This window comes from Rhizohabitans arisaemae (assembly GCF_025996515.1).
Classification (GTDB): domain Bacteria; phylum Actinomycetota; class Actinomycetes; order Streptosporangiales; family Streptosporangiaceae; genus Rhizohabitans; species Rhizohabitans arisaemae.
Genome location: NZ_BLRH01000034.1, coordinates 692,872 through 715,445, shown reverse-complemented (window position 1 = coordinate 715,445; position 22,574 = coordinate 692,872). Strand labels below are relative to the sequence as shown.

22 protein-coding genes are annotated in these 22,574 nt (G+C 70.0%); 5 read left to right on the top strand and 17 right to left on the bottom strand.

Translation table 11 applies throughout. The features are described 5' to 3' along the window. Positions 1 to 72: 72 nt before the first annotated feature. Positions 73 to 1,023 (bottom strand): permease prefix domain 1-containing protein, encoded by a 951-nt coding sequence (locus tag RUR_RS18835; protein ID WP_283136394.1) that lies wholly within the window; start codon positions 1,021 to 1,023, stop codon positions 73 to 75. Beyond that, complete coding sequence (locus RUR_RS18830) at positions 1,020 to 1,355, bottom strand: PadR family transcriptional regulator (protein WP_283136393.1); 336 nt, start codon at positions 1,353 to 1,355, stop codon at positions 1,020 to 1,022. Before RUR_RS18830 ends, RUR_RS18835 begins: the two co-directional genes overlap by 4 nt. 227 nt (positions 1,356 to 1,582) lie before the next feature. On the opposite strand from RUR_RS18830, the gene RUR_RS18825 reads away from it, so the two are divergent. Further along, positions 1,583 to 1,783: a hypothetical protein gene (locus tag RUR_RS18825; protein ID WP_283136392.1), complete on the top strand. Its 201-nt coding sequence runs from the start codon at positions 1,583 to 1,585 to the stop codon at positions 1,781 to 1,783. Between the two features lie 100 nt (positions 1,784 to 1,883). On the opposite strand, the gene RUR_RS18820 is transcribed toward RUR_RS18825, so the two are convergent. Next, positions 1,884 to 2,606, bottom strand: a complete 723-nt coding sequence (locus tag RUR_RS18820) for a DUF4386 domain-containing protein (protein ID WP_283136391.1) — start codon at positions 2,604 to 2,606, stop codon at positions 1,884 to 1,886. Between the two features lie 96 nt (positions 2,607 to 2,702). Between RUR_RS18820 and RUR_RS18815 the strand changes: the two genes are divergently transcribed. Next, positions 2,703 to 3,434 (top strand): TetR/AcrR family transcriptional regulator, encoded by a 732-nt coding sequence (locus RUR_RS18815; protein WP_283136390.1) that lies wholly within the window; start codon positions 2,703 to 2,705, stop codon positions 3,432 to 3,434. A 68-nt stretch (positions 3,435 to 3,502) separates the two neighbouring features. Here RUR_RS18815 and RUR_RS18810 read toward each other — a convergent pair whose 3' ends face one another. Then, complete coding sequence (locus tag RUR_RS18810; protein WP_283136389.1) at positions 3,503 to 4,639, bottom strand: MFS transporter; 1,137 nt, start codon at positions 4,637 to 4,639, stop codon at positions 3,503 to 3,505. A gap of 52 nt (positions 4,640 to 4,691) precedes the next feature. Between RUR_RS18810 and RUR_RS18805 the strand changes: the two genes are divergently transcribed. Both RUR_RS18805 and RUR_RS18800 read left to right on the top strand, forming a co-directional pair. Beyond that, complete coding sequence (locus tag RUR_RS18805) at positions 4,692 to 5,060, top strand: MerR family transcriptional regulator (RefSeq protein WP_283136388.1); 369 nt, start codon at positions 4,692 to 4,694, stop codon at positions 5,058 to 5,060. A gap of 108 nt (positions 5,061 to 5,168) precedes the next feature. Then, the gene (locus RUR_RS18800; protein ID WP_283136387.1) at positions 5,169 to 5,846 is read left to right on the top strand and encodes an O-methyltransferase; all 678 of its coding nucleotides are present in this window, start codon (positions 5,169 to 5,171) and stop codon (positions 5,844 to 5,846) included. A 13-nt stretch (positions 5,847 to 5,859) separates the two neighbouring features. Here the strand turns inward: RUR_RS18800 and RUR_RS18795 are convergent, their stop codons facing one another. The 9 genes from RUR_RS18795 to RUR_RS18755 form a co-directional block, all read right to left on the bottom strand. Next, a complete protein-coding gene (locus tag RUR_RS18795) occupies positions 5,860 to 7,284 on the bottom strand; it encodes a dihydroorotase (protein ID WP_283136386.1) in 1,425 nt (474 codons plus the stop codon). After that, positions 7,277 to 8,239: an acetamidase/formamidase family protein gene (locus RUR_RS18790; protein WP_283136385.1), complete on the bottom strand. Its 963-nt coding sequence runs from the start codon at positions 8,237 to 8,239 to the stop codon at positions 7,277 to 7,279. The genes RUR_RS18795 and RUR_RS18790 overlap by 8 nt, the downstream gene beginning before the upstream one ends. Then, on the bottom strand, positions 8,239 to 9,189 hold the full coding sequence (locus RUR_RS18785) for a branched-chain amino acid transaminase (RefSeq protein ID WP_283136384.1): 951 nt from the start codon (positions 9,187 to 9,189) through the stop codon (positions 8,239 to 8,241). Before RUR_RS18785 ends, RUR_RS18790 begins: the two co-directional genes overlap by 1 nt. After that, the gene (locus RUR_RS18780; RefSeq protein ID WP_283136383.1) at positions 9,186 to 9,833 is read right to left on the bottom strand and encodes a cysteine hydrolase family protein; all 648 of its coding nucleotides are present in this window, start codon (positions 9,831 to 9,833) and stop codon (positions 9,186 to 9,188) included. Before RUR_RS18780 ends, RUR_RS18785 begins: the two co-directional genes overlap by 4 nt. 2 nt (positions 9,834 to 9,835) lie before the next feature. Next, positions 9,836 to 11,452 carry an ABC transporter substrate-binding protein gene (locus RUR_RS18775; RefSeq protein WP_283136382.1) on the bottom strand — a complete coding sequence of 539 codons (1,617 nt, stop codon included), beginning with the start codon at positions 11,450 to 11,452 and terminating at the stop codon, positions 9,836 to 9,838. Positions 11,453 to 11,541: 89 nt separating this feature from the next. Beyond that, positions 11,542 to 12,555 carry an ABC transporter permease gene (locus RUR_RS18770; protein WP_283136381.1) on the bottom strand — a complete coding sequence of 338 codons (1,014 nt, stop codon included), beginning with the start codon at positions 12,553 to 12,555 and terminating at the stop codon, positions 11,542 to 11,544. Beyond that, positions 12,552 to 13,538: an oligopeptide/dipeptide ABC transporter ATP-binding protein gene (locus tag RUR_RS18765; protein WP_283136380.1), complete on the bottom strand. Its 987-nt coding sequence runs from the start codon at positions 13,536 to 13,538 to the stop codon at positions 12,552 to 12,554. The genes RUR_RS18770 and RUR_RS18765 overlap by 4 nt, the downstream gene beginning before the upstream one ends. Next, a complete protein-coding gene (locus RUR_RS18760) occupies positions 13,519 to 14,472 on the bottom strand; it encodes an ABC transporter ATP-binding protein (RefSeq protein ID WP_283136379.1) in 954 nt (317 codons plus the stop codon). The genes RUR_RS18765 and RUR_RS18760 overlap by 20 nt, the downstream gene beginning before the upstream one ends. A 35-nt stretch (positions 14,473 to 14,507) precedes the next feature. Next, complete coding sequence (locus tag RUR_RS18755) at positions 14,508 to 15,350, bottom strand: ABC transporter permease (protein WP_283136378.1); 843 nt, start codon at positions 15,348 to 15,350, stop codon at positions 14,508 to 14,510. A 1,059-nt stretch (positions 15,351 to 16,409) separates the two neighbouring features. Here RUR_RS18755 and RUR_RS18750 point away from each other — a divergent pair. Continuing rightward, the gene (locus tag RUR_RS18750; protein ID WP_283136377.1) at positions 16,410 to 18,026 is read left to right on the top strand and encodes a thiamine pyrophosphate-binding protein; all 1,617 of its coding nucleotides are present in this window, start codon (positions 16,410 to 16,412) and stop codon (positions 18,024 to 18,026) included. Positions 18,027 to 18,035: 9 nt separating this feature from the next. Here RUR_RS18750 and RUR_RS18745 read toward each other — a convergent pair whose 3' ends face one another. Genes RUR_RS18745 through RUR_RS18730 form a run of 4 tightly spaced genes read right to left on the bottom strand, consistent with a single transcriptional unit; the run spans position 18,036 to position 22,564 of the window. Beyond that, entirely contained in the window at positions 18,036 to 19,463 is a 1,428-nt protein-coding gene (locus RUR_RS18745; RefSeq protein ID WP_283136376.1) for an amidohydrolase family protein, read from the bottom strand. Beyond that, positions 19,420 to 20,628, bottom strand: a complete 1,209-nt coding sequence (locus tag RUR_RS18740) for an iron-containing alcohol dehydrogenase (RefSeq protein ID WP_283136375.1) — start codon at positions 20,626 to 20,628, stop codon at positions 19,420 to 19,422. The genes RUR_RS18745 and RUR_RS18740 overlap by 44 nt, the downstream gene beginning before the upstream one ends. Continuing rightward, positions 20,625 to 21,818, bottom strand: a complete 1,194-nt coding sequence (locus RUR_RS18735) for a CapA family protein (RefSeq protein WP_283136374.1) — start codon at positions 21,816 to 21,818, stop codon at positions 20,625 to 20,627. Before RUR_RS18735 ends, RUR_RS18740 begins: the two co-directional genes overlap by 4 nt. Then, positions 21,815 to 22,564, bottom strand: coding sequence for an aldolase/citrate lyase family protein (locus tag RUR_RS18730; protein WP_283136373.1), 750 nt, complete (start codon positions 22,562 to 22,564; stop codon positions 21,815 to 21,817). The genes RUR_RS18735 and RUR_RS18730 overlap by 4 nt, the downstream gene beginning before the upstream one ends. Positions 22,565 to 22,574 lie beyond the last annotated feature (10 nt).

Below are 22,574 nucleotides of genomic sequence, written 5' to 3'. Positions count from 1 at the left end.
TTCGGGACGGTTGTCGGGCGGCGGTCGTCGCACCGGGGCGGCATCACTGTGTCGACGCCACCCGGTGCTCGCTCAGCCGCGGCGGGCTCGGATAAGCCCTTGAAGGACGGTGTTGATGATCGAGACGACGGCGAGCACGATGAGCACCGTATTGACTCGCCCGGCGGCCTCGGGTGACCATCCGATCGCCTGGACGAAGGCCGGGTTGAGCACCCGGTCGTTCGCGGCGAGCCAGAGCATCAGGATCGGGGCGGCCATGTCGACGAGCGACCCGGCGACGGCGAGGGGAACGCTCCAGCGGACGTAGTACTTGGCGAAGACGAAGCCGAGACCGGCGACGACGAGGACGATGAAGAGGTAGACGACGCCGCTCTCCCACCACCAGGGAGTGATGATCGGAATGGGCTTGCCGTTCGCGTCGGTCTCCGGGCTGACCACGGGGGAGAGCACGATGAAGGTGGTGCACAGCACCAGCACCACGCTCAAGGTGATCAGTTCGCCGTATCGGGCGCGGCGGCTGGGCGGCTCGGGCAGGGAGTCCGGGGTCCAGGGCCTTCTCCGAGCCCGGCGCAGCGCCGGGATCCGCTCGATGACCGCGAAGACGAGGGTGGTCCAGAAGGCGATGTGGACGACGGTGGTCACCACGGCCCCCAGGGTCTCCCCGGCCACGGTGAGGGCGTCGTCGCCGGACAGGCCCCGGGTGAGCCCCACGGCCGCGGCGACGGCGGGCACGATCACGGTGAGCAGGGCGATCAGCAGCCTCGTGTAGTCGAGGTAGAACGCGGGGCCGATCAACTGGAGCGGGCGATCCGCGTACCCCGCGGCAAGCCGTACCGGGTCGCCGAGTTCGGTGAGGACGGCCGCCTCCGCGTCGGCGGGGTCGTCCCCGGCGGAGATCCTGTCGTCCACGGCGTCCCCGATCGAGGCGCGGAGCTCTCGTTCTATGTCGGGGCGCTGATGCGTGGGGACTCGATGCAGCACCGCGTCCACATAGCGGTCGGTGAGGGTTTTCGGGCTCGTCATGACTCGCCTTTCAGAGTGCGGAATGCGGTGTGCAACTCATCCCAGGCGCCGGTCAGGGTGTCGGCGAGCGTGACGCCCTCATCGCTCGTGCGGTAGAACTTGCGCGGCCTGGACTCCTCGGTGTTCCAGTCGCTGGTCAGCAGTCCTTGCTTCTCCAGCCGGCGCAGCAGCGGGTAGAGGGTGTTGGCGTCGACGGCGAACCCGCTCCGGCCGAGCTGGTCCAGCAGTGCGTATCCGTAGTTCGGCTGTTTCAGGATGAGCAGGCAGGCGAGCACCACGGTTCCCCGCCGGATCTCCTGCAGGTGTACCGAGAGCAGCTCATCATCTAGCATGCCTCATACAATAGTGTGTGCCACACAATATTGGCAAGCACAGCCCCAATGAAGTGGCCGCAGCGTTCAGTACCTGGCGGCAAGGGCGCCCCCCTTTTTCGGCCGATCGCCATCCCGGTGCTCGCCCCGTCCGCAGAGGCGGTGGACTGTCGTCGGCCCGGCTCCATTCGGAGGCGTTTCACCCGCCCTGGCCCGCGAGCGTCTCCCGCTCGCCGGTACCCACGGGTGTGGCCGCCTTCGCCGGCGACAACGCCCGTCCCGTACGGCGGATCGCCGAATGGAACGAAACGCTTAACCTCGTGTACTGGTCGGAGTCGGACAGGGGTGGCCACTTCGCCGCGATGGAGGAGCCCGAGCTGTTCACCGCGGACGTCCGGGCGTTCTTCCGCGGGCTCCGCCGTGCGAACCCGGCCGGGCGTCACGCCTGAGGCCGTACACCTCCCTGTCGCCGGCGGATGGGCGGGGAGGTGTACGGCGTCGGGGACGGGCGGGTGGTCGGCCTGGCCATTTAGGCGGGCGGCCGGGTGCTCAACCGGAGCCGGAGTGGGCGACGGAGGCTGCCCGCACGTCGGGTACGGGCACTCGCACGGCCTTGACCAGCAGCCACACGATGAGCGAAATCTCCGCGACCGCCGGAGGGGTCATGGCGAACGGTGAGATGTTCGCGGCGATGCCGGGGGCGAGGAAGCGCGCGAACATGTCCACGAGATGGCCGGAGCATCCGATCACCATCAGGACGCCCAGCGCCTTGGGGAAGTAGCCCGACTTGACGATCAGGTAGCCCAGCGGCAGCAGCCACAGGCCGAAGTACATCTGGGCGATGAGGTACCCGTCGTGGTGCAGGTCGGCGAACAGCATGGTGAGCTGGTCGGAACCCGCCGGACCGAAGGCGCCGGCGTGGTCCTGGCCGGTGGCGATCGTCAGCGCCGCCTTCCGGTTGAGCGCGTTCAAGCCTTGGATCGCGGCGCCCACCGCGACGAAGACGGCCATCGCGGCGGCGGCAAACCGGTTCACATGATTGAGCAGTAGGTACAGGGCCAAGCCCAGCAGCAGAAAGACCGTGGCCCCCACCAGCTCGCCAACGAAGCCGAGGCGAAACAGGGTGGCCGAGGCGCCGATGTTGTCGGCCGTGGCCGCCGCGTCCCCTGACTCGACGATGCGCGTGTTCACCAGCCCGGCGAAGATGTTGAACGCGGCGACGAGCAGATACAGAACCCCCGCGATCCTCGCGAGCGTCTTCGGTGTGGTCATCGGATACCTCCGAGCCGCGCCCGGCTTCCCGGCTCCGTCTGGTTCCACGGCCCTCTCCTCTGCTTGTCGGCTACCCATACGCTGTAAGGTACAACCTTGCGGTGTAAGGTTGTCAAGCCGTCCAAGCAGACCAGGCAGGAGGACCTCGTGGCCATGGAGACAGCGGGCACGCCCGCGCCCCGCCGCAACTCGCTCACCAAGGAGAAGGTGCTCCGCACGGCGGTCGCGATGGCGGACGAGACCGGCACCGGCGCGCCGAGCATGCGCAAGCTCGCCGAACGGCTCGGTATCGAGGCCATGTCGCTGTACCACCACTTCCGCAACAAGGACCTGATCCTCGACGGCATGCTCGACCTCGTCTTCGGCGAGATCGAACTCCCGCCGGACGACATCGGCTGGCAGGCCGCGATGCGACGGCGGGCGGACTCGATGCGCGGCGCACTCATCCGCCACCCGTGGGCGATCAGCCTGATGGACTCACGGAAGAACCCCGGCCACGCGACGCTGCGCCACCACGACGCGGTCATCGGGTGCCTGCGTTCGGGCGGCTTCTCGATCGCCGGCGCGACACACGCGGTCTCGGTACTGGACAGCTACATCTACGGGTTCACGCTCCAAGGGCTCAGCCTGCCCTTCACATCGTCAGCAGGTCTGGAGGACGTGGCGGGCTCGATCCTGGAGCAGCTGCCCCGCGACGAGTTCCCGCACCTCACCGAGATGATCGTCGACCGCGCTCTGAAACCTGGTTACGTCTACACCGAGGAGTTCCGCGTCGGACTCGACCTGATCCTCGACGGACTGCGGCGAGAGCGCGAAAACTGGCGGTAGTCCGTCGGCGAACGAGCCGGGGTGTACGGGCACCTCCGGCTCCGCACCAGGGCAGTTCGGAAAGACACTCAAGGCAGCAGTGCCACAGCGGCCAGGGCCAGCGACAGCAGCGCGAGGCTCGCCCACGGCAGAACGACGGCGCCGAGCCCGTCCAGGAGCAGCCCACCCGCGAACGACCCGGCGGCGATCCCCGCGTTGTACACGGTCGTCTGCAGCGAGGTGGCGACATCGGCGTTACGGGCTCCCGTGCGCTCGATCAGCGTGCTCTGCAGCAGGGTCGGCAGCCCGCCGAAGCCCAGCCCCCATACCGCCGTCGCCCCCAGGAGCGGCCCCGCGTGCTGTCCGAAGACGGCCAAGACGGTCATCGCGGCCACCGTCCCCGCCAGGGCGGTCGGCAGCAGCGCCCGTACCCGCCCGTCGATGAGCGCGCCCGTCAGCCACACCCCCGCCACCGTGGCCAGCCCGAACACCAGCAGCGCAACCCCCGCCTCACCAAGCCCGGCACGGGCTGCCAGCGGCGCCAGGAAGGTGTAGACGATCTGATGCCCCACCAGCACCACGAGCGTGACGGCCAGCGAGACGCGCACCCCGGTCAGGCCCAGCACCGCGCGGAGCGGCAGCCGCCGCCCGGCCCGCTCTCCGGCCACGGGCGGAACCGACCGCCACACCCACACCGCGAGCAGCGCCGACGCGGCGGCCAGTACGGCGAAGGCGGCCCGCCATCCGGCGACGCCCGCGAGCGCGCTCCCGGCCGGAATCCCCGCGCACAACGCCACGGTGACGCCGGCCGAGACGATCGCGATCGCCCGGCCCCGCCGCTCGTCGGGCACCAGCCGGGCCGCGTACCCCACCAGCATCGCCCACAGAGTGCCGCCCGCGACCCCGGCCAGCAGCCGCAGGGCGAACGTCAGCGCGTAGGATCCCGACAGCGCCGTCCCCGCGTTCAGCGCCGCGAAGCACACCAGCACCGTCAGCAGGATCGGCCGCCGCGGCAGTCCCCGCACCGCGACGGTGACCGGGATCGCGGACAGGAAGGAGGCCAGCGCGTACCCCGTGACCAGGAACCCGGCCCGTCCGGCGGGAACACCCAGGTCACGGCTGAGTTCGGGCAGGAGGCCGGCGGGCAGCAGCTCGGTCACGACGGCGGTGAAGGCGGCACACGACAGGGAGGCCAGCGCCATGACCGGCATCCGGGGGGAGGACATGCCGATATCGTGAAACCTTCACATCAGTGTGAAGGCAAATCATCGGGGGACCATGCGGATCGGCGAGCTGTCCCGGCGCACCGGCGTGCCGACCCGCATGCTGCGCTACTACGAGGAGCAGGGGCTGCTGGAGGTGGCGCGGGCCGCGAACGGCTACCGCGTGTACGCGGCGACGGATGTGATGCGGGTGCGGCAGATCCGCGGGCTGCTCGACGCCGGGCTCACCACCGAGATCATCCGGCGGATCCTGCCGTTCCTGGACAAGCCTCACCACATCCACCTGCATCCGCAGTGCCTGACGCCGGAGCTGGCACGCCTGCTCCAGGCCGAGGCCGATCGCATCACCGCACGCATCGACTGCCTGGCACGCAACCGCGACGCCCTGCTGGCCTATCTGGAGGCCGTACGCAGGTTCGCCTGAAACAGTAGGACGCCGCAGCGGCTGAGACTCGGTTCCGCCCGGGGTCAAGGTCGCGTACGGGTGCTCCCGGCGGGGTGGCCTCCCGTGGAGGGACGAAAGGAAATCACTGTGGAGTCACGCCGGTGGGCCGAGGTCGACGACTATTTCAACGGCCTGCTGGTGGGCTCGGACCCGGCGTTGGACGCGGCGGTCGCCGACAGTGAGGCCGCCGGGCTGCCGCCCCACCAAGTCGCCCCCAACCAGGGCAAGCTCCTGCACCTGCTGGCGCGGATCCAGGGGGCGAGAACGATCCTGGAGATCGGCACTTTGGGCGGGTACAGCACGATCTGGCTCGCTCGTGCGCTCCCGCCCGAAGGGCGGTTGATCTCGCTTGAGGCGGACCCGGGCCACGCCGAGGTCGCGCGGGCCAACATCCGGCGTGCCGGTCTCCACGGAGTGACGGAGATCCGTACGGGCTTCGCCCTGGAGTCGCTTCCGCGGCTGGCCGAGGAAGGGCACAGCTTCGACCTGGTGTTCATCGATGCGGACAAGCCGGGCAACCCCGGCTATCTCGACTGGGCGCTGAAGCTCACCCGGCCGGGCGCCCTCATCGTCGCCGACAACGTGGTCCGCGACGGGGAGGTCGTCGACGCCGGCAGCGCCGACCCCCGGGTCCAGGGGGTTCGGCGCTTCACCGAGCTGGTTGCCGCCCACCCCCGCCTGAGCGCAACCGCGCTGCAGACCGTGGGCGGCAAAGGTTACGACGGCTTCGTGCTCGCCCTGGTTACCGACGGCTCGCCTTTCTGAGCCTTCAGCCCCGTCAGCAAGCCGGGCGGCTCGCCACGTCGCTCGACAGCCGCTGCTCCTGGAGGCGGCCTTCCGGCTCCGTCGTCAGCCGGCCGCCCTCCACGATCACCTTGCCGCGCAGTACGGTCATCGTGTTCCGTGCGGCGATCTCGTAGCCCTCCCATGCGGTGTAGTCGGCCTCGTGCAGGTCGGCGGCCGTGACTTTGTGCCGTACGTTCGTGTCGAGTACGGCCAGGTCGGCGTCGCTGCCCACGGCGATGACACCCTTGCGCGGGTACAGCCCGAGGATCTTGGCGGCGTTGGTGGACGTGAGGTCCACGAACCGGGACAGGTCCAGGCCCCGGCGGTGGACGCCCTCGGTGTAGGCCACCGCCATCCGCAGCTCCACCCCCGCGTGTCCGCCGGTCGCGTCGATGATGGTCTTGCCGCGCGTCTTCACCTCGAAGTCGGTGCACACCCCGTCCGTGGCGAGGGTGCTCACCGTGCCCGCGACCAGCGCCTCCCACATCGCGTCACGGTCGTCGGCGGACTTCAGCGAGGGGTACGTGTGGTAGATGGCCCCGTGCTCGTGCCGGTAGTCCTCCTCGGTGAAGTGCGCGTAGTGCGGGAGGATCTCCCCGTACACCGCCTGCCCGCGGCCACGTGCCTCACGGATGGCCTCGATGCCCTCGCGGGCGCTGACGTGCATGAGGTAGATGGGCGCCCCGACGTGCTCGGCGAGGGTGATCACCCGCTGGAACGAGAGCTTCTCGGAGAGGCTGTTGTGGGCGTGGGACATGTACTCCAGGCCGATTTTGCCCTCGCGCTGCAGCTTCTTGTACGAGTACATGACGATGTCGTCGTCCTCGCCGTGCACGCAGAGCATCGCGCCGGCGGCCGCCGTGCGCTCCATGATGGCCCAGATGTGCCCGATGTCGGTCTTCTGCTTCGGCCTGGTGGGCGTGGTGTCCGTCATCCACACCTTGTAGCTGCCGTGCCCGTTCGCGACGGCGTCCGGGATCTGGTCCAGGACCTCGAAGGGGATCTCCGGCTGGTTGAAGGTGCCGTGCAGCGCGTAGTCGGTGTAGGAGTATCCGTCCCACTCGGCGGCCTTGCGCTTGAAGCTCTGCTCCAGCTCGTCGCCGGGCTTCCAGTGTGCGAAGTCGACGAGCGTGGTGGTCCCGCCGTAGACGGCGCCTTCGCTCACCCGGTCCGGGCCGAAGCACTTGATGCCGCTCTCGGCGGCCGTGGGGAGCACCGAGTTGGTGTGGACGTGCGGGTCGATGCCTCCGGGCACGATCAGCTTGCCCGCGCAGTCGATGACGCGCGTGGCCTCGTCGGGGACGCCGTGACCGGACGCGCGCAGCGACACGATCGTCCCGTCCTTGATCCCCACGTCCAGCCGCGCGCCGCCGGAAGGCGTCGCGACGATTCCGTTGGTCAGCAGCAGGTCAAGCATCTTCTTCCCTTTCATTCACGACCGGAACCAGCGGCCGGAAGGTCTCACGGAGTCGCCGGGAACGCAGGTAGTCGAGGAGGACCCCGGCGCGCGCCGAAGCACGCGGATTCACGATCTGGCAGACGGCCACGTCCGCCGCGGCGCTCAGGAACATGGCCGCCTTCTCCCGGGACCAGCCGCGGTCCCCGGTCACCAAGGCCAGCATGTCGTCGAGGGCGGTACGGGCGGCCGCGTCGAGATCGTCGCCGTCGCCGATGGTGAAGAGGGACGTGGGGGTGACCAGCATCGGCCGTTCGAGCGTCACCTCCGGCACCAGAGAGCAGCTGAGCTCGACCTCTCCCTCGACCTCGACGGCGGTCATGGAGCACTCCCCGTCGCCCTGCGCGGCATGGAGGTCGCCGACGTAGAGGTACGCGCCGTCGACTTGGACGGGGAGGAAGACGGAACACCCGGCGCGGATCTCGCGGCAGTCGAGGTTCCCGCCGAAGGTCCCCACCGTGCTCGACACGGGCGGGGGACCGGGAACGGCCACACCGATCTTGCCGACCATCGGGTCCACGGGGATGCGGGTGTCCTCGTCAAAGTGGACGAAGCCCCCGGAAATCTCCATCGTGCGCCCGTACCGGCCAAGCGGGGCACCGCCGAAGGCGCCCCTCCCGGGGATGGTCACCATGGCGCCGCGGTCGGCGAGGCCGATGCGGTGGATGTCCACCCGAAGGGTGGCACCGGCCACGGCACCCGTCACGTGGATGGGCCCGGTGATGGGAATGGCCATCCGTTCGTACTCGTCGGACTTGCCGAAGAGCGGGTTGGTCAGCAGACTCGCGGCCCGTACGACGAACCGCTGCCCCGGCGTGACGGCGAGTCCGGGCTCGATCTCGGCGGAGAAATGCCCGTGTGTGTGGTCCAGGCCGATCACCGGTGGATCGGCCTGGACGACGCCTGGTCCGGCCATCAATAGATCTCGGTCGTCCAGGCGTGCTTCGTACGGCCCAGGACGGCGTCCCGGAACATCTCCTGCAGCTGCCGGGTGATCGGGCCGGGGTTGGTGTCGCCGAACGGGATGCGGTCCACCGAGCGCAGGTGGTTGACCTCCGCGGCGCTCCCGCACACGAACGCCTCCTCCGCCGAGTACAGCTCCGTACGGTCGATGGGGCGGACGTCCACGTCCAGTCCCGCGTCCTTGGCGAGCTGGAGGATGCTGTCGCGGGTGACGCCCTCCAGGATGCTTTCGGTGACCGGCGGCGTGGTCAGCCTGCCGTTGCGGACGATGAACAGGTTGTAGCCGGGACCCTCGGACACCCGGCCCTCGGTGGTCATCAGCAGTGCCGCGTCGTAGCCGTTCCGCCTCGCCTCAAGCAGGGCCAGGCGTGCGTTCTGGTAGTTCGCGATCGACTTCACCCGGGGCGGCATCGACCGGTCGCTGAGCCGGGTCCAGGAGCTGATCTGGACGTCGAGCCCCTTGGCGCCGAAGTAGTTGCCCATGGGGATCGCCGCCATGAAGGTCGTCGACGGCCCCCGGTCCTCCGGCTTGCCGTCGGGGGAGTCGACGAACACCTGCGCGCGCATGTGCAGGTTCTGCCGCAGCTCGTTGGCGCGGATCAGCTCGACCATCTGGTCGTGCAGGACCTGGACGTCGGTGGGGCCGTCGATCTCGACCACCCGCATGGATTCGACGAGCCGCCTCATGTGCGCGTCGAGGCGGAAGCCGTACAGCTGGCCCTCCTCCTCGCTCCAGTACGCCCGGAAGCCCTCGAAGACGCCGACGCCGTACTTCAGGGTCGTGCTGAGCACGTGGAGCCTGGCGTCCGCGTACTCCACCAGCTCACCGTCCCGGAGCAGGTAGCGCGGCTGGTTGGGCTTTCCGGCCGGCTGCGCCGGCACGTCGTCGACGCTGACGTTCATTGCGGTCCTTTCCCGGCAGCGATCATCCCCAGGACGTGGGCGGTGTTCGTCACCGTCCCGTGGAAGATCGCCGCGTTCTTCATGGTTGCTGCGTGCAGGTCGGGCCACGGGGAGGCGCACGCGTCCTCCACCACGATCACGCCGAGGTCCCGTGCGTACGCGTCCCTGATCGTCGCGTCCACGCAGTAGCTGGTGCTGACTCCGGTCACCACCACGGTGCGGACACCGCGCATCCGGAGCTCGACCTCCAGCCCGGTGCCGTAGAAGGCGCTGGCCCGGTGTTTGACGATGTGTACGTCGCCGTGTGCCAGGTCACGTAGCTCGTCGACGAGCTCGGCGTCCCAGGTGCCCCGCAGGCACGGCGGCTGAGGCAGCCGCGCCTGCGGGTTGTCCAGACGTGACCTGTCGATCGAGACGTCACCCTCGAAGTGCTCCTGCAGGGACCAGAAGACCGGGATCCCGGCCTCGTGGCAGGCCTGCGCCAGCCGCGCCACGGGCGCGATCACCGCGCGATGCGCGTCCACCGGACCGGCCTGGGCCACCGTTCCGTCGGGATGACAGAACCCGTTCTGCATGTCCACCACGATGAGGGCGGACGACCTCGGATCGATTCGCTCCGTCTGAGGAGCCTGTGCCTGGCTCACCCTCACCCCATGGTCATCTGCGAGGGGTTCACCGTGCGCATGGGGCTGTTGGTGAAGCCGGTGATGTTGTCCCGGTGCGCCTGCACGTTGGCGCTGTCGACGAGGTAGGCGATGGGTGTGTCGGTGACCCCCAGCTCGGCGATGTCCCGGATGTAGTTGTCGCGCTTCTCACCCTCCGCGGCCCTGGCCGCGAACACCAGCTCGTCGTACTTGGGGTTCTTGTACCCGAAGGTGTTGATGTTGGACGTGGAGAGGGTGAAGGCGGCGGCCCCGTACGAGGCGTCGCCGACGAAGGTCGAGTCGCTGTAGAACACGGCGTCGTAGCGGTGCTCCCGGACGAGCTGGAAGAACTCGGCCGCGCCCGGCACGCGCTGGAGCTTCATGTCGATGCCGACCTGCTTGAGGTCCGCCTGGACCTGGACCGCGACGTCCTTGACGTGCGGGCCGGGCCGGGACTCGCTGTAGAGCGCGGTGAAGGAGAAACCGTTGGGGTGACCGGCCTTGGCGAGCAGTGCGCGGGCGCCCTCGGGGTCGTACTCGTACACCTTGCGGGGCTCGGGGAACTTGTAGTACTGCGGGACGCCGGACTTCGCCGGCTCGCCGAACCCGCGGTAGATCGACTTGACGATGCGGTCGCGGTCGATGGCCATGGCCAGTGCCTGCCTGACCTGCGGGTCCGAGAAGATCTTGTTCTTCTGCTGGAGCAGGATGTCGTCGCGGTCGGCGGCGACGCAGTCCTCGACCTTGACGCCCGGGGCGCTCTGCAGCTGCGCGTACTCGGCGAAGGTCAGGGAGTCGGCCCAGCTCGCGTCGCCCGAGCGGACGAGCTGCATGCGGGTCGCCGAATCCGGAACCGCCCGGACGATGACCCGGTCGATGTTGCCGCGCTTGCCCTTGTAGTTGGGGTTCGCCGTGAAGACGACCTCGCTGGAGGGCTCGAAGCGCTCGGCCTGCCACGGGCCGAAGTTGGCGGTGTTCTTCGCCAGCCACTTGGTCGCCCACGGGTCGTCCGGGGTGGCGTGCGTCTTGGCGGTCTTGCTGTCGTGGATCGTCAGGAGGGTGCTGGCGAACTGCATCACGTCGAACGAGGACGCCTCGAGGGCGTTGATCTTCACCGTCTTCTCGTCCACGACCTCGACGAGCTTCTTGACGTCGAACCGGCCGATGAACCCGAGGGCGGTGGCGATGAAGGGCTCGCGTTCGAGCTGGCGCTCGACGCTCCACTTCACGTCTTCGGCGGTGAGCTTGTTGCCGGCCGGGCTGACGGCGTCGGCGAGCTTGAAGACCACGCTCTTGCCGTCCTCCGCGCGCTCCCAGGACGCGGCGAGCGACGGCGTGAGGTCGTCGTTCTGCCCCAGGACATCGCACTTGCCCTCGTAGCGGACCAGGGTCGAGTCGATCACCCCGTACACGAGCTTGCTCGGCTGCCCACCCCAGGGGAACTGGTCCAGGTGGGCCGGCACACCGGGCGCCGCGTAGACGAAGACTTTCTCGGCGTCTCCCTGAGGGGAGCCGTCGCCGGCAGGTTCCTGCAGGCTGCAGCCGCCGAGGAGAACCCCGAGCGCCACCGCCGCAACTCCCGCGCGACGCGCACGCCCGGACCGAGCACGGACATCCATAGACCGGCTCCCTTCAACTTAATGATTACTAAAACTATATAATGAAATTGTTGCCAGTCAACGGGCCACAGGTGCCCGGAGCGGGCCCGTCAGTGACGGATCCGCGGGTCCAGCGCGGCCACCAACACGTCCAGCACCACGTAGGCGATGATGACAAGGCCGCCGGTGACGACGATGAAGCCCTGGATGATGGGCAGGTCACCCTTGAGGACCCCGTCCAGCGCCCACGCGCCGATTCCCGGCCAGGAGAACACCACCTCCACGACCGCGGTGGCGCTCAGCATCACCCCGAACAGGACCGCGGTGTAGGTGAGGACCGAGGTCCGCGCGGTGAGCAGGGCGTACCGGACGACCTGCCGCTCGGGAAGCCCGCAGGCGCGGGCGAACTCGACCTGCGGGGTGGCCATCGCCTGGGTCACACTCGTGCGGACCGTCTTGGCGAAGTAGGACGCCAGGAACAGCCCCGTGGCGATCACCGGGAGAATGGCGTGCGCCGTGATCGCCCCCAGCACCGACCACTGCCCGGCCAGGAGCGCGTCCAGCGGCACCACCCCGGTCACCTCGGGCGGAGGCCGCATCGAGGAGTACAGCATCCCGGTGGGGACGGGGAACATCCGGATGGTGAAAACCAGCAGGTAGATGAGCACGATCGCCAGGAAGAACGGCGGCACACCCTGGGCCGCCGAGATCAGGACCGAGGTGACCTTGCCCACCGGGCCGCGCCGGAAGTAGCCGCCTGCGGTCCCCACGACCGTCCCGACCACGACGGCCATCAGCAGCGACGGGATGATGATCACCAGGCTGTTGGGGAGGCGTTGCCCGATCTCCTCCATCACCGGGGTCCCGGTGAGGTAGGACTGGCCGAGGTCGGCTTGGGCGACCGCGGCCAGGTAGGTGAGGTACTGCTCCCAGAACGGCCGGTCCAGCCCGAGGTCGGCGCGTACCCGGGCCAGCGTCTCCTGGTCGGCGAACTCGCCGACGATCAGTACGGCGGGGTCGCCGGGGATCAACGCGAGCAGCAGGAACGACAGCGTCGCGATCAGGAACAGCATGAACGGCACCAGCAGGAGCCGTTTGAGCGCGTAGGTGAGCGTGGACCTCACGAGGGGGCCTCGTTCCGTTCGGGCCCGGCGGTGCCCGGCCGGACCCGGATGCAGGCGGCCGAGCGGGTGGGCGTGATGGATGTCATCGGCACCGGACGGGTGGCGCACTCGTCGACCTGCACCGGGCAGCGGCCGACGAGCGGGCAGCCCGGGAAGCGCGTGGTGGGGCTGGGCGCGTCGCCCGTCAGCGGCCGGGCGGGTTTCATCTCGCCGGGATCGGTCGACAGGGTCGAGGACAGCAGGGCGACGCTGTAGGGGTGACGGGGATCGTCGATGATCTCCTCGGTCGGCCCGCGCTCCACGAAGCGGCCCAGATACATCACGCCCGTGTTGGTGCTGAAGTAGCGCACCGTGGCGATGTCGTGGGAGATGAACAGGTAGGTGAGGGAGTGGCGGAGCTGCAGCTCCTTGAGCAGGGTCAGGATCGTCGCCCGGACCGTCAGGTCGAGCGAGGACGTCGGCTCGTCCAGGACGATCAGCCGCGGGCTGAGGATCAGCGCGCGCGCGATGCCGAGCCGCTGCTGCTGGCCGCCGCTGAGGTCACCGGGGTAGCGGCGCAGGATCCCGGCCCCGAGGCCGACCTCCTCCAGGGACGCGACCACCCGGTCGCGCCGGGCGGCCTTGGACAGGGTGCGGTCGAAGAGCTTCAACGGCTCGCCGACGATCGACTCGACCTTCATCCGGGGGTTGAGGGACTCGTAGGGCTCCTGGAACACCGCGGTGAGGGTGGAGCGCTTGGCACGCAGATCCCGCGGCGACATCGCGGTGAGATCCTGGCCGTCGAAGACGACGCGGCCGGAGTCGGGCCGCTCCAGGCCCAGGACGATGCGCGCCACGGTGGACTTGCCCGATCCGCTCTCGCCGATCAGCGTCATGGTCTGGCCGGCTTCGATGGAGAAGCTGACGTCGTCCACGGCGCGGACCGCCGGACCGCCGCCGCGGCGGAACGTCTTCACCACGTTTTCAACTTCGAGCAGCGGCATAGCCGGCCACCTCCCCGGCAGCGTGATGACACGCGGTTCTTCTTCCCTGTCCGGCCCGGACCATCGGGGGCCGGGTCTCCACGCAGACCTCGGTGGCCTTGGGACACCGGTCGGCGTACGGGCAGCCGCTGGGGTAGTTGATCAGGTCCGGCAACCCTCCCTGCAATCCCCGGATCTCGCCGCCCACCTTGGGCACGGCGGCGAGCAGGGCCTGGGTGTAAGGGTGCTGCGGCGTGCGGAACACCTGGTCGACCGTGCCCTCCTCGACGGCCTGGCCGGCGTACATCACCAGCACGCGGGTGCAGTACTGGGCCACGACGCCGAGGTCGTGGGTGACGATGAGCATCGACCGGTTGCTTTCGGCGATCAGCCCGGTGATCAGATCGAGGATCTGCCGCTGAACGGTGACGTCCAGCGCCGTGGTGGGCTCGTCCGCGAGGATCAGCTGCGGATTGTGGACCGTGGCCATGGCGATCACGACACGCTGGGCCATCCCGCCGCTCAGCTGGTGGGCGTAGCCGTCGAGGACCCGCTCGGGTCCGGCGATCCCGACGTCGCGCAGCGCCTTCAGGGCGATCTCGCGGCACTCGCGTGCGGACGCGCGCCGATGCGCTTTGATGACGTTCCGGAACTGCCGCTCGATGGACAGGATGGGGTTGAGGGCGCCGAAGGGGCTCTGACTGATGAAGCCGATCTCGTTGCCGAGGATGCGCCGCAGCCCGCCGCGCCCGAGCCCGGTGAGCTCCCGGCCGTCGAACTCCACCCGGCCGCCGTCGATGTGCCCGGGCGGCTGCGTCAGCCCCGCGATCGCGCGCAGGGTCGCCGACTTGCCGCACCCCGACTCCCCGACGACGCCGAGGACGTCCCCCGGCTTGACGACGAAGCCGACGCCGTTGACGGCGCGCACCGTGCCCTGTGCCGTCTGGAACGACACACGGAGGTCTTCCACTTTGAGTTCGCCCGAGGCCTTCACCGGCGACCCACTCTCAAGATCTTCTCAATGTTGTCCGCGATGAGGTTGAAGGCGATCACGGTGACGAAGATCGCCAGACCGGGGAACACGGCCACCCACCACGCACCCTGCGGGATGTACTGGCTTCCGTCCTGGATCATCGCCCCCCAGGCGGCCGTCGGCGGGTCGGCGCCCAGCCCGATGAAGTTCAGGGTCGCCACGACGATCATGCCGTTCGCCGCAGCCAGCGAGCTCTGCACCAGGATGATCCCCGGTACGTTCGGCAGAATGTGCCGGAAGGTGACACGCGCGGGTGAACAGCCGGTTGCGGCGGCCGCCTCGACGAACCGGCTCTCCCGGATGCTCAGGACCTCGCCGCGGACCAGGCGGATGAAGCGGGGAACGTTAACGATGGCCAGGGCGAGGATCACGTTCTCCGGCCGGTTGCCGCTCACCTTGACGATGACGATCGCCAGGACGATGAGCGGAAACGCCTGAAACACCTCGACCGCCCGCATGAGGCCCTCGGTCCATCGGGCCCGGCCTCCCGCCAGCAGTCCGAGCGGTACACCGATGAGGATCGACACCAGGACCCCGCCCAAAGCCAGCGGGATGTCCCGCTGCGCCGAATCGATCACCCGGGAGAAGACGTCGAACCCCGAGCCGTCCGTGCCCATGATGTGCGTGGCACTGGGCGCCTGGAGGATGGACATCGGGTCGGGTGCCACCGGGTCGAACGGCAATGGGGCGAACAACCCCGCCAGAATCAGCCCCGCCAATATGGCGCAGCCGATGACCGTGCCCGCGGCCTTCCCCAGAAACTCCGCGCTCCGCCGCACCACACCGGGTGCGAGCTTCACGGCGGCGTGTCTGGAGGTCGCTGGGAACGACGGGTTTGTCATGCAAGATCACCCAGCATCGTCACTCCTCCCTGCGGAAACGACGACCCCGCACGGTCGGCCGCTGCCTCTTCATCAGAATGAACGCCACCCCACTATATGAATGCAGTCACTGTCAAGACCCTCCACCAAGTTCCCCCAATGCGGCGGACACATGAACACTTAGCCACGAAAGCCCCAGAATGAGATCATCGGGCAGGAAGTGCCATCTGGGCATACATCACCAGGTCCTTCGGTGACGGGGTGGCGACGCCGTGATCCCCGTGGCCGGTATCACCGGACGGATCGGGGGTCATGGGCGGCCGGGGGTCGGCACCACTGGATCGCCCCCGGGTAAGAGGGTGAAGTGATGGCCGGGGCTCGGCTCGTCCTCTTCATTTCCTCGTGCCGGAGGTCATGGCTCCTTCGGCACCTCCTTCGGGTGGATTCTCCGGCGGTCTCCCGCCGAAGCCGTCACAGCTCCCCGGTCCTCCGGGAAGTCGGCCGGTTGGCGTCCCTCTTCGCCCGGCCGTGAGACTTCGGAGCCGGCGTCCGTCTCCCGGGGCCTTCGCCGGCCTGTCCTCTTCTCTGTGCCGGGGTCGCGGCACCCCTGTGAGCCCGACAGCACATGTCCAAATAATCCCATTTTGTAGTCTTTAGGATGATATGTCCAGATGTTGGCCACATTGGGAAACTTGGCGAGGGGTCTTGACAGTGAAGACATCCATATAGTGGGGTTGCGTTCATTCTGATGAAGAGGTATCGGTCGACCGTTCGGGGGCGTTTCCGCTAAGAGGAGTGACGAGGCCGGGTGATCTCGCATGACGGACCCGTCGTTCCCGGCCACCCCCGGACACACCGCGGTGAAGGCCGCACCCGGCGTGGTGCGGCGGAGCCCGCCGTGGCCCGGTCAACACAGAAAGGGATAAGCATGCTTGACCTGCCCCCGACCCACGGGAGCGGCGTGACGCCGCCGGACGGTGTACGGCCGGACGCGGGGATCTCCGCGACGAGGCCGACCTCGCGGGTGGTGGTCCGGTGATGCGCGGCTTCGAACTCCTCGCCGCCGCGCTCGCGGAGGAGGGGGTGGACACCGTGTTCGCCGTCATGGGAGACGGCAACCTGCACCTCCTGGCCGAGCTGTCGAGCAAGCACGCGATCCGCATCGTCCACGCGCGCCATGAGCAGGGCGCGGTCGCGATGGCCGACGGCTACTCCCGGCTCACCGGGCGCCTCGGCGTGGCCACCGTGACGCACGGCCCGGGGCTGACGAACACCGCCACCTCGCTCGCCACGGCCGCCGCCCACGGTTCCAAGGTCCTGCTCATCGCGGGCGGGCTGGCGGCAGGCGACGTCCACAACCTGCAACGGCTCGACCAGGTGGCCTTCTGCCAGGTGCTGGGGGCCCGGGTCGTCGCCCTCACCACCAGCGAGCGCGCCGGCCTGGACGTCGCGGAGGCGCTGCGCCTCTGCGCCACCGAGCGGACGGTCGTGCTGCACGCCCCGACCGACGTGCAACTGGGTGACTGCGCCGGGGCCCGGACGCCGGGACGGCCGGACCCGCGGCCGATGGCCGCCGACCCGGCCGCCGTCGAGACCGTGGCCGGGTTCCTCGCCGAAGCCTCGCAGCCTGTCCTGCTGGCCGGTCGCGGGGCCTCGGGCGACGAGGCGATCGCCGAGATCGTCGCACTCGCGGAGCACCTGGACGCGCCGATCGTCACCTCGCTGCTGGGCAAGGGGAACTTCGCGGGCCACCCCAGGTACCTGGGCGTGACGGGCGGCCTCGGCGACACGCGGGCGACCGCCGCGCTGGCCGCCGCCGACTGCGTCGTCGCGTTCGGTGCACAGCTCAACGACTGGACCACGACCAAGGCCGACTTCCGCGACGACGCGGTGCTGATCCACGTGGACACCCGCGTGGAGGCCCTCGGACGGTTCGTACGGCCGCGGCTGGCCGTACTGGGCGACGGTGCGGTGACCGCCCGGCAGCTCAGAGCGGCCTGTGCGCCCGCCGAGCCGAGGAAGTACTGGCCGGGCGAGCCGTCGGCGGACTCCCCCGTCGTCGTCTTCGACGACGGCGTGGGCACGGTGGACCCCCGGCGGGCCTGCGCGGCGGTCGACGAGGCGCTCCCGGCCGACGCCGCGGTCGTCGTCGACGGCGGTCACGTCTGCATCTGGGCCGCGCAGCTGATCGGCCCGCGGGTGCCCCGGTCGTTCACCCACGGGTTCTCCTTCGGCTCGATCGCGCAGAGCCTGCCCCTGGCGCTCGGCGCCGCCGTCGGGCTGAACGGCCGCAGGGTCGTGGCGGTGATGGGCGACGGGGCGGCCGCGATGAGCATCCACGAACTGGAGACCGCCGTACGGACCCGTGCGCCGCTCTCCGTGGTGGTGCTGAACGACGCGGGCTTCGGCATCGAGCGGCACACCCTGGCGGCCGAGGGCCTCCCGGTCGACGAGTCCAACTACCCCTCGCCGGCGTTCGCCGAGATGGCACGGGCCATGGGCGTACGCGCCCTGCACGTCGTCGATGTCGCCGGACTGGCCCGGATTCCCGAGTTCCTGTCCGGGGAAGGCCCCACCCTCATCGACATCGCGGTCAACGGCGATCTGGTGAGCGACACGTTCCGCGAGATCAAGCAGCTCCTTCCCCGCGAGTAGCGGCGGCGGTCACAGACCGGCTTCGCGCGCACCGTCCCGCAGCGCCTTGGCGTGGCGGTGCGCGGTGCGCGCGATCTCGTCCTCGTCGGCGGACACCAGGTGCCGGTCCTCGACGACGACCCGGCCTCCCACGATCACGGTCTCGGCGCGATGGCTGATTCCGCACAGCACGAGGCCGGCGAGCAGATCCGTGACACCGGCGAAGTCCAGGCCCGACACGTCGAAGCACGCGAGGTCGGCCAGGCCCCCGGGGCGAAGCTCTCCCAGGCCCGGCCAGCCCAGTGCCCGCGCACCACCGGCGGTCGCCCAGTCGAGAACGACCTCGGGCAGCAGGCCGCTAGCCGCCGGGCCGCCCGCGATGCGCTGCACCTGCCAGGCGAGGCGGCATTCGAGCAGGAAGTCGCCGCCGTCGTTGGACGCCGCGCCGTCGACGCCCAGTGCGACGACGCCCCCTTCACGGTGCAACGCCCAGGCGGGCGCGATCGGCGTGGCGAGACGCGCGTTCGAGGAGGGGCACGTCGCGAGGGCGACGCCGTCGGCCGCCATCGCCGCCCGCTCCCGGGCGTCCAGCCGGGTGCCGTGCGCGACCCAGACGTCGGGCCCCCACCATCCGAGTTCGGACAGGCGTGCCACCACGTCACCCCCGGTGGCCTCGTGGTCCGAGGGCCGGGGGTGCAGGTGCGTGTGCATCCGGAGATCCCGGGACCGCGCGAAGGCGGAGAGCTCGCGCATGAGATCCGGTTCGTCCCAGAGCGGCTCGGTGAGACCCACGGCCACCTTGACCATGGCGTCGTCGGCGGGGTCGTGGTACCCCCGGAAAACCCGATCCAGCTCGGCGAGGAGGAAGTCGGGGGACTCGATCGTGGCGTCCACCAGGTCGCCCACCCGGCGCCGTACCGCCGGTCCGGCGTCCCGGAGCCCGCCCCGGGCCGCGACCATGCGGCACCCGATCTCGGCCGCCGCCTCCACCTGGGCGTCGAACACGTCGGCGTGCCCGCGGGGGAAGTAGTAACTGAGGTCTCCGACCGTCGTCACACCGGTGAGCACCAGCTCGGCCAGACCGGCGCGGGCACCCGCCCACGCCGTCCTCGCGTCCACCAGCGACCACCGGGGGTAGGCCGCGGCGAGCCAGTCGTCGATGCTCCCTGCGGGCACGAGTGTCCTGGTCAGCTGCTGGTTGAGGTGATGGTGCGCGTTCACCATGCCCGGCAGGACGATCCACCGTGAGGCGTCCAGGACACGGGCCCCGCCGGGGCGCGGGGCCGCCGGCCCGACGGCCCGTACGCGACCGTCCTCCACGACGACGTCGACGCCGTGGACGAGACCGCGGGCGCCGGCGGGCCCCACCCACGCGGCCCCCACATCGGCGAGGACCAGCGGGGCGGGCGGGCGCTCAGGCCCCGAGGGCCTTTTCGAGGATGGCTTGGACGTCGTCACGGGTCACCTCACGCGGATTGTTGGCGATCGCGATCTCGGTCATCACCGCGTCGCCGATGGAGGCGACGTCGACGGCCGAGTCCGTGGCCTCGGAGATGGTCGAGGGCAGGCCGAGGCGCCGGAACAGGCCCCGGAGTCCTTCGACGAAGGCCTGCGCGGTGTGCGCGCCGTCGCCGTCCCGCACCCCGACCACCTCGGCGAGCCGCGCCAGCCGGTCTTGCGCCGCGGGCGCGTTGAACTCGAGCACGTGGGGGAGGATCACGCAGGTCGTATGACCGTGCAGCATCCCCGTGTGGCTGCCGAGCTGGTGGCCGATCGCGTGGGAGAGGCCGCCGAGGACGTTGGTGGAGCCGAACACGCTCATCCAGGCCGCGAGCTGGCCTTCCTGCCGGGCGTCGAGGTCGTCGGGGTTCTCCGCCACCGCGGGCAGGCTCCGCCACAGCATCTCCAGCGCCCGGACGACCAGGGCGTCGGTGAACGGCATGTGCGCCCGGGACAGGAACCACTCGACGCAGTGGTCGACGGCCCGTGCCCCGGTGGCGCTCCAGAGCCAGGCCGGGGTGTTCCGGGCCACCGACGAGTCCAGGACGACCGTCCGGGAGGTGATGTCCGGGTGGTGGTACATCACCTTGGCGCCGTCCGGCATGGTCACCGTGAACGTGGGCGTGTACTCGGCGGCGGAGAGCGTGGTGGGGACGGCGATGTGCGGCAGCGGCCGGTGACCGGCGGCGTCTCCCCCGTGTACCTCGTGGCGGGCGAGGGCGGCCGAGGCCGAGGTCTCCTGCGGCGCGCACAGGGCGACCGCCTTCGCGCAGTCCACGGCGCTGCCGCCGCCGACGCTCACGACGAGGTCGGCGCCCCGCTCCTTGGCCATCGCCGTCGCCGCCTCCACGGTGGCGAGCGGCACGTGCGCGCCCGCCTCGGGGAACACGCCGACGAGCGCGCTCCCGAGGATGTCCCGCAGGCGCTCCGGCACGTCGGTGCGCCGGTACGTGGCGGGATTCGTCACCAGCAGCACCCGACGGCAGCTGGAACGTTCCACTTCCAAGGAGACCTGTGACAGCGCCTTGGGGCCGTACAGCACTCGCGAGAGCTGGGGCAGGTCGAACGCCCGGCTGCCCGAGTCGGCCAGGGCGCTGCCGCCGGCCGGGCCGTTGCCGCTCATGAGACGGATTCGACGAGGTCGATGACGCGGTAGCCGCCCACTGTGCGGTCTCCCACGCGCCAGTCCGCGGACAGCTCGGCACGCCCGGTGATGTCGCGGAGATAGCCGAGGACCACCGCGCCGTCCTCCCCGGCCGGGTCGAGCGGCACGGGCTGACCCTCGGGGTTGAGCCTCGTCGCGACCACGCCGGCGTGCACGGTCCCGTCCGGATCGAAGTCGCACACGGCGAACACGGTCATCCTCGCCTCCGGGTGCATGGGCAGCAGCGGATAGCCGTCGTCGCGATACCCGTAGCCGTACTCGCCGGCGTGCTCGGCCATCCGGGCCAGGATGCTCGGGGGCACCTGGCTCTCGAAGTCCGGCACGTCGAACACGAAGTGGCCCAGCCCGTAGAACACCGGCTTGCCCCGGTAGTACTCGGCGCCCCGGAGCATGTGGTGATGGTGGCCCAGGTACGCGTCGGCGCCCGCGTCGATCGCGGCGCGCGCGATGTCGCGCTCGTAGTCGAGGACCACCGCGGGCCGGCTGCCGTCACCCGCGTGCACGCTCACCACGACGACGTCGGCCGTCCGGCGGGCGTCGGCGATGTGGGATCGGAGGGTACGCAGGTCCCGCGGGTCCAGCACGGTGAGCCGCTCCGGCGCCCCGCCGGACTGGAAGGCGTCCATCTCGGACCGGACGTAGATGTCGTGGGTGCGCAGAACGGCCAGGCCGGGCGTGTCCGTGCCCGCCTCGTAACCGGCGGGGTAGACGCAGGTGTAGGCGAGGAAGGCGATGCGCCACCCGTTGCGCTCGATCACGGCCGGGGCGACGGCCTGGGCCCGGTTCTCGCCGCCGCCGCAGGTCACGATGTCCTGGTCGTGCAGGAGCCGCAGCGTCTGGCGCAGGCCCTCGTACCCGCCGTCCACGGTGTGGTTGTTGGCCAGCGACATGACGTCGAAGCCGGCTTTCCCGAGGTCGCGGCCGTGTTCGGGCTTCCCGAGGACCGGGATGCTCGCACTGGGCGCGGGGTGCACGCCGTCGGCGTAGACGGCTTCACAGTTGCCGAAGAGGACGTCGACGTCGTCCAGCACCGCGGTGCTGCGGGCGAAGGCGGTGTGGGGTTCGTCCCGGTCGACGAGGATGTCTCCCACCGCTCCCAGGCGCAGCGCGGACCGCGCGGCCGTCCCCTGGTCGATGTCCTGCTTCACGATGCGATTTCCTCTCTCGAACTCTGAAAGTACGCGGCCGCTCCGCCCACCTGTCCGACCAGCGCGCCGAGCTGGCGCTCCCAGTAGACGGCGCAGCGGTCGGCGCCTCGGGCGAAGGCGTCCTGGAGGCCGTCGACGGACGAGGCCGGCAAACCGATCGAGTGCCCCGCCTCGGCCATCACCGCGACGGTGCGGTCGATGGCCGCCTCGAGGTTCTCCCGGCCGCCCCGGCCGTGGGCCTCCAGGTCCATCGCGAGGTCGTTGGGGCCGACCCACATCCCCTCGACGAATTTCGACGCTGCGAACTCCGCCACGTTGTCGATAGCCTCAACCGTCTCGAAGAGCACGCTCAGCCGGGGCACCAGGCTGTAGTCCGTCCCGAGGGAGGAGGCGTATGAGACCTGCTTCGATCGTCTGCCGGACGGTGGGTACCGGGTCGCCCGGTGCGCGTCCTCCACCTCGTGCGGGCTGCGTACGCGCGGGAGCACCAGCTCGTGCGCCCCCGTGTTGGCGAACTCCACGAGGGTGCGTTCGTCGAGGTCTGGGACGCGTACGGCCACGTGGACGGACGAATACAGGAGGCGCTGGACCACGTCCGCGCAGTCACGTGGGAGAATACCGGTCTGTTCCGCGTCCAGGACGACGAAGTCGACGCGGGATTGCGCCAGCAGGCGGATAAGGACGGGCGATAGGTCCGCCGTGAGAATCCCCGCCCGCAGGTCCCGGCTCCCCGATTCAGCCTTCACACAAGCCCCT

Coding starts and splice junctions, on each gene's coding strand:
- RUR_RS18835 (WP_283136394.1), bottom strand. CDS start 1,023: ATGACGAGCCCGAAAACCCTCACCGACCGCTATGTGGACGCGGTGCTG.
- RUR_RS18830 (WP_283136393.1), bottom strand. CDS start 1,355: ATGCTAGATGATGAGCTGCTCTCGGTACACCTGCAGGAGATCCGGCGG.
- RUR_RS18820 (WP_283136391.1), bottom strand. CDS start 2,606: ATGACCACACCGAAGACGCTCGCGAGGATCGCGGGGGTTCTGTATCTG.
- RUR_RS18810 (WP_283136389.1), bottom strand. CDS start 4,639: ATGTCCTCCCCCCGGATGCCGGTCATGGCGCTGGCCTCCCTGTCGTGT.
- RUR_RS18805 (WP_283136388.1), top strand. CDS start 4,692: ATGCGGATCGGCGAGCTGTCCCGGCGCACCGGCGTGCCGACCCGCATG.
- RUR_RS18795 (WP_283136386.1), bottom strand. CDS start 7,284: ATGCTTGACCTGCTGCTGACCAACGGAATCGTCGCGACGCCTTCCGGC.
- RUR_RS18790 (WP_283136385.1), bottom strand. CDS start 8,239: ATGGCCGGACCAGGCGTCGTCCAGGCCGATCCACCGGTGATCGGCCTG.
- RUR_RS18785 (WP_283136384.1), bottom strand. CDS start 9,189: ATGAACGTCAGCGTCGACGACGTGCCGGCGCAGCCGGCCGGAAAGCCC.
- RUR_RS18775 (WP_283136382.1), bottom strand. CDS start 11,452: ATGGATGTCCGTGCTCGGTCCGGGCGTGCGCGTCGCGCGGGAGTTGCG.
- RUR_RS18765 (WP_283136380.1), bottom strand. CDS start 13,538: ATGCCGCTGCTCGAAGTTGAAAACGTGGTGAAGACGTTCCGCCGCGGC.
- RUR_RS18750 (WP_283136377.1), top strand. CDS start 16,410: ATGCGCGGCTTCGAACTCCTCGCCGCCGCGCTCGCGGAGGAGGGGGTG.
- RUR_RS18740 (WP_283136375.1), bottom strand. CDS start 20,628: ATGAGCGGCAACGGCCCGGCCGGCGGCAGCGCCCTGGCCGACTCGGGC.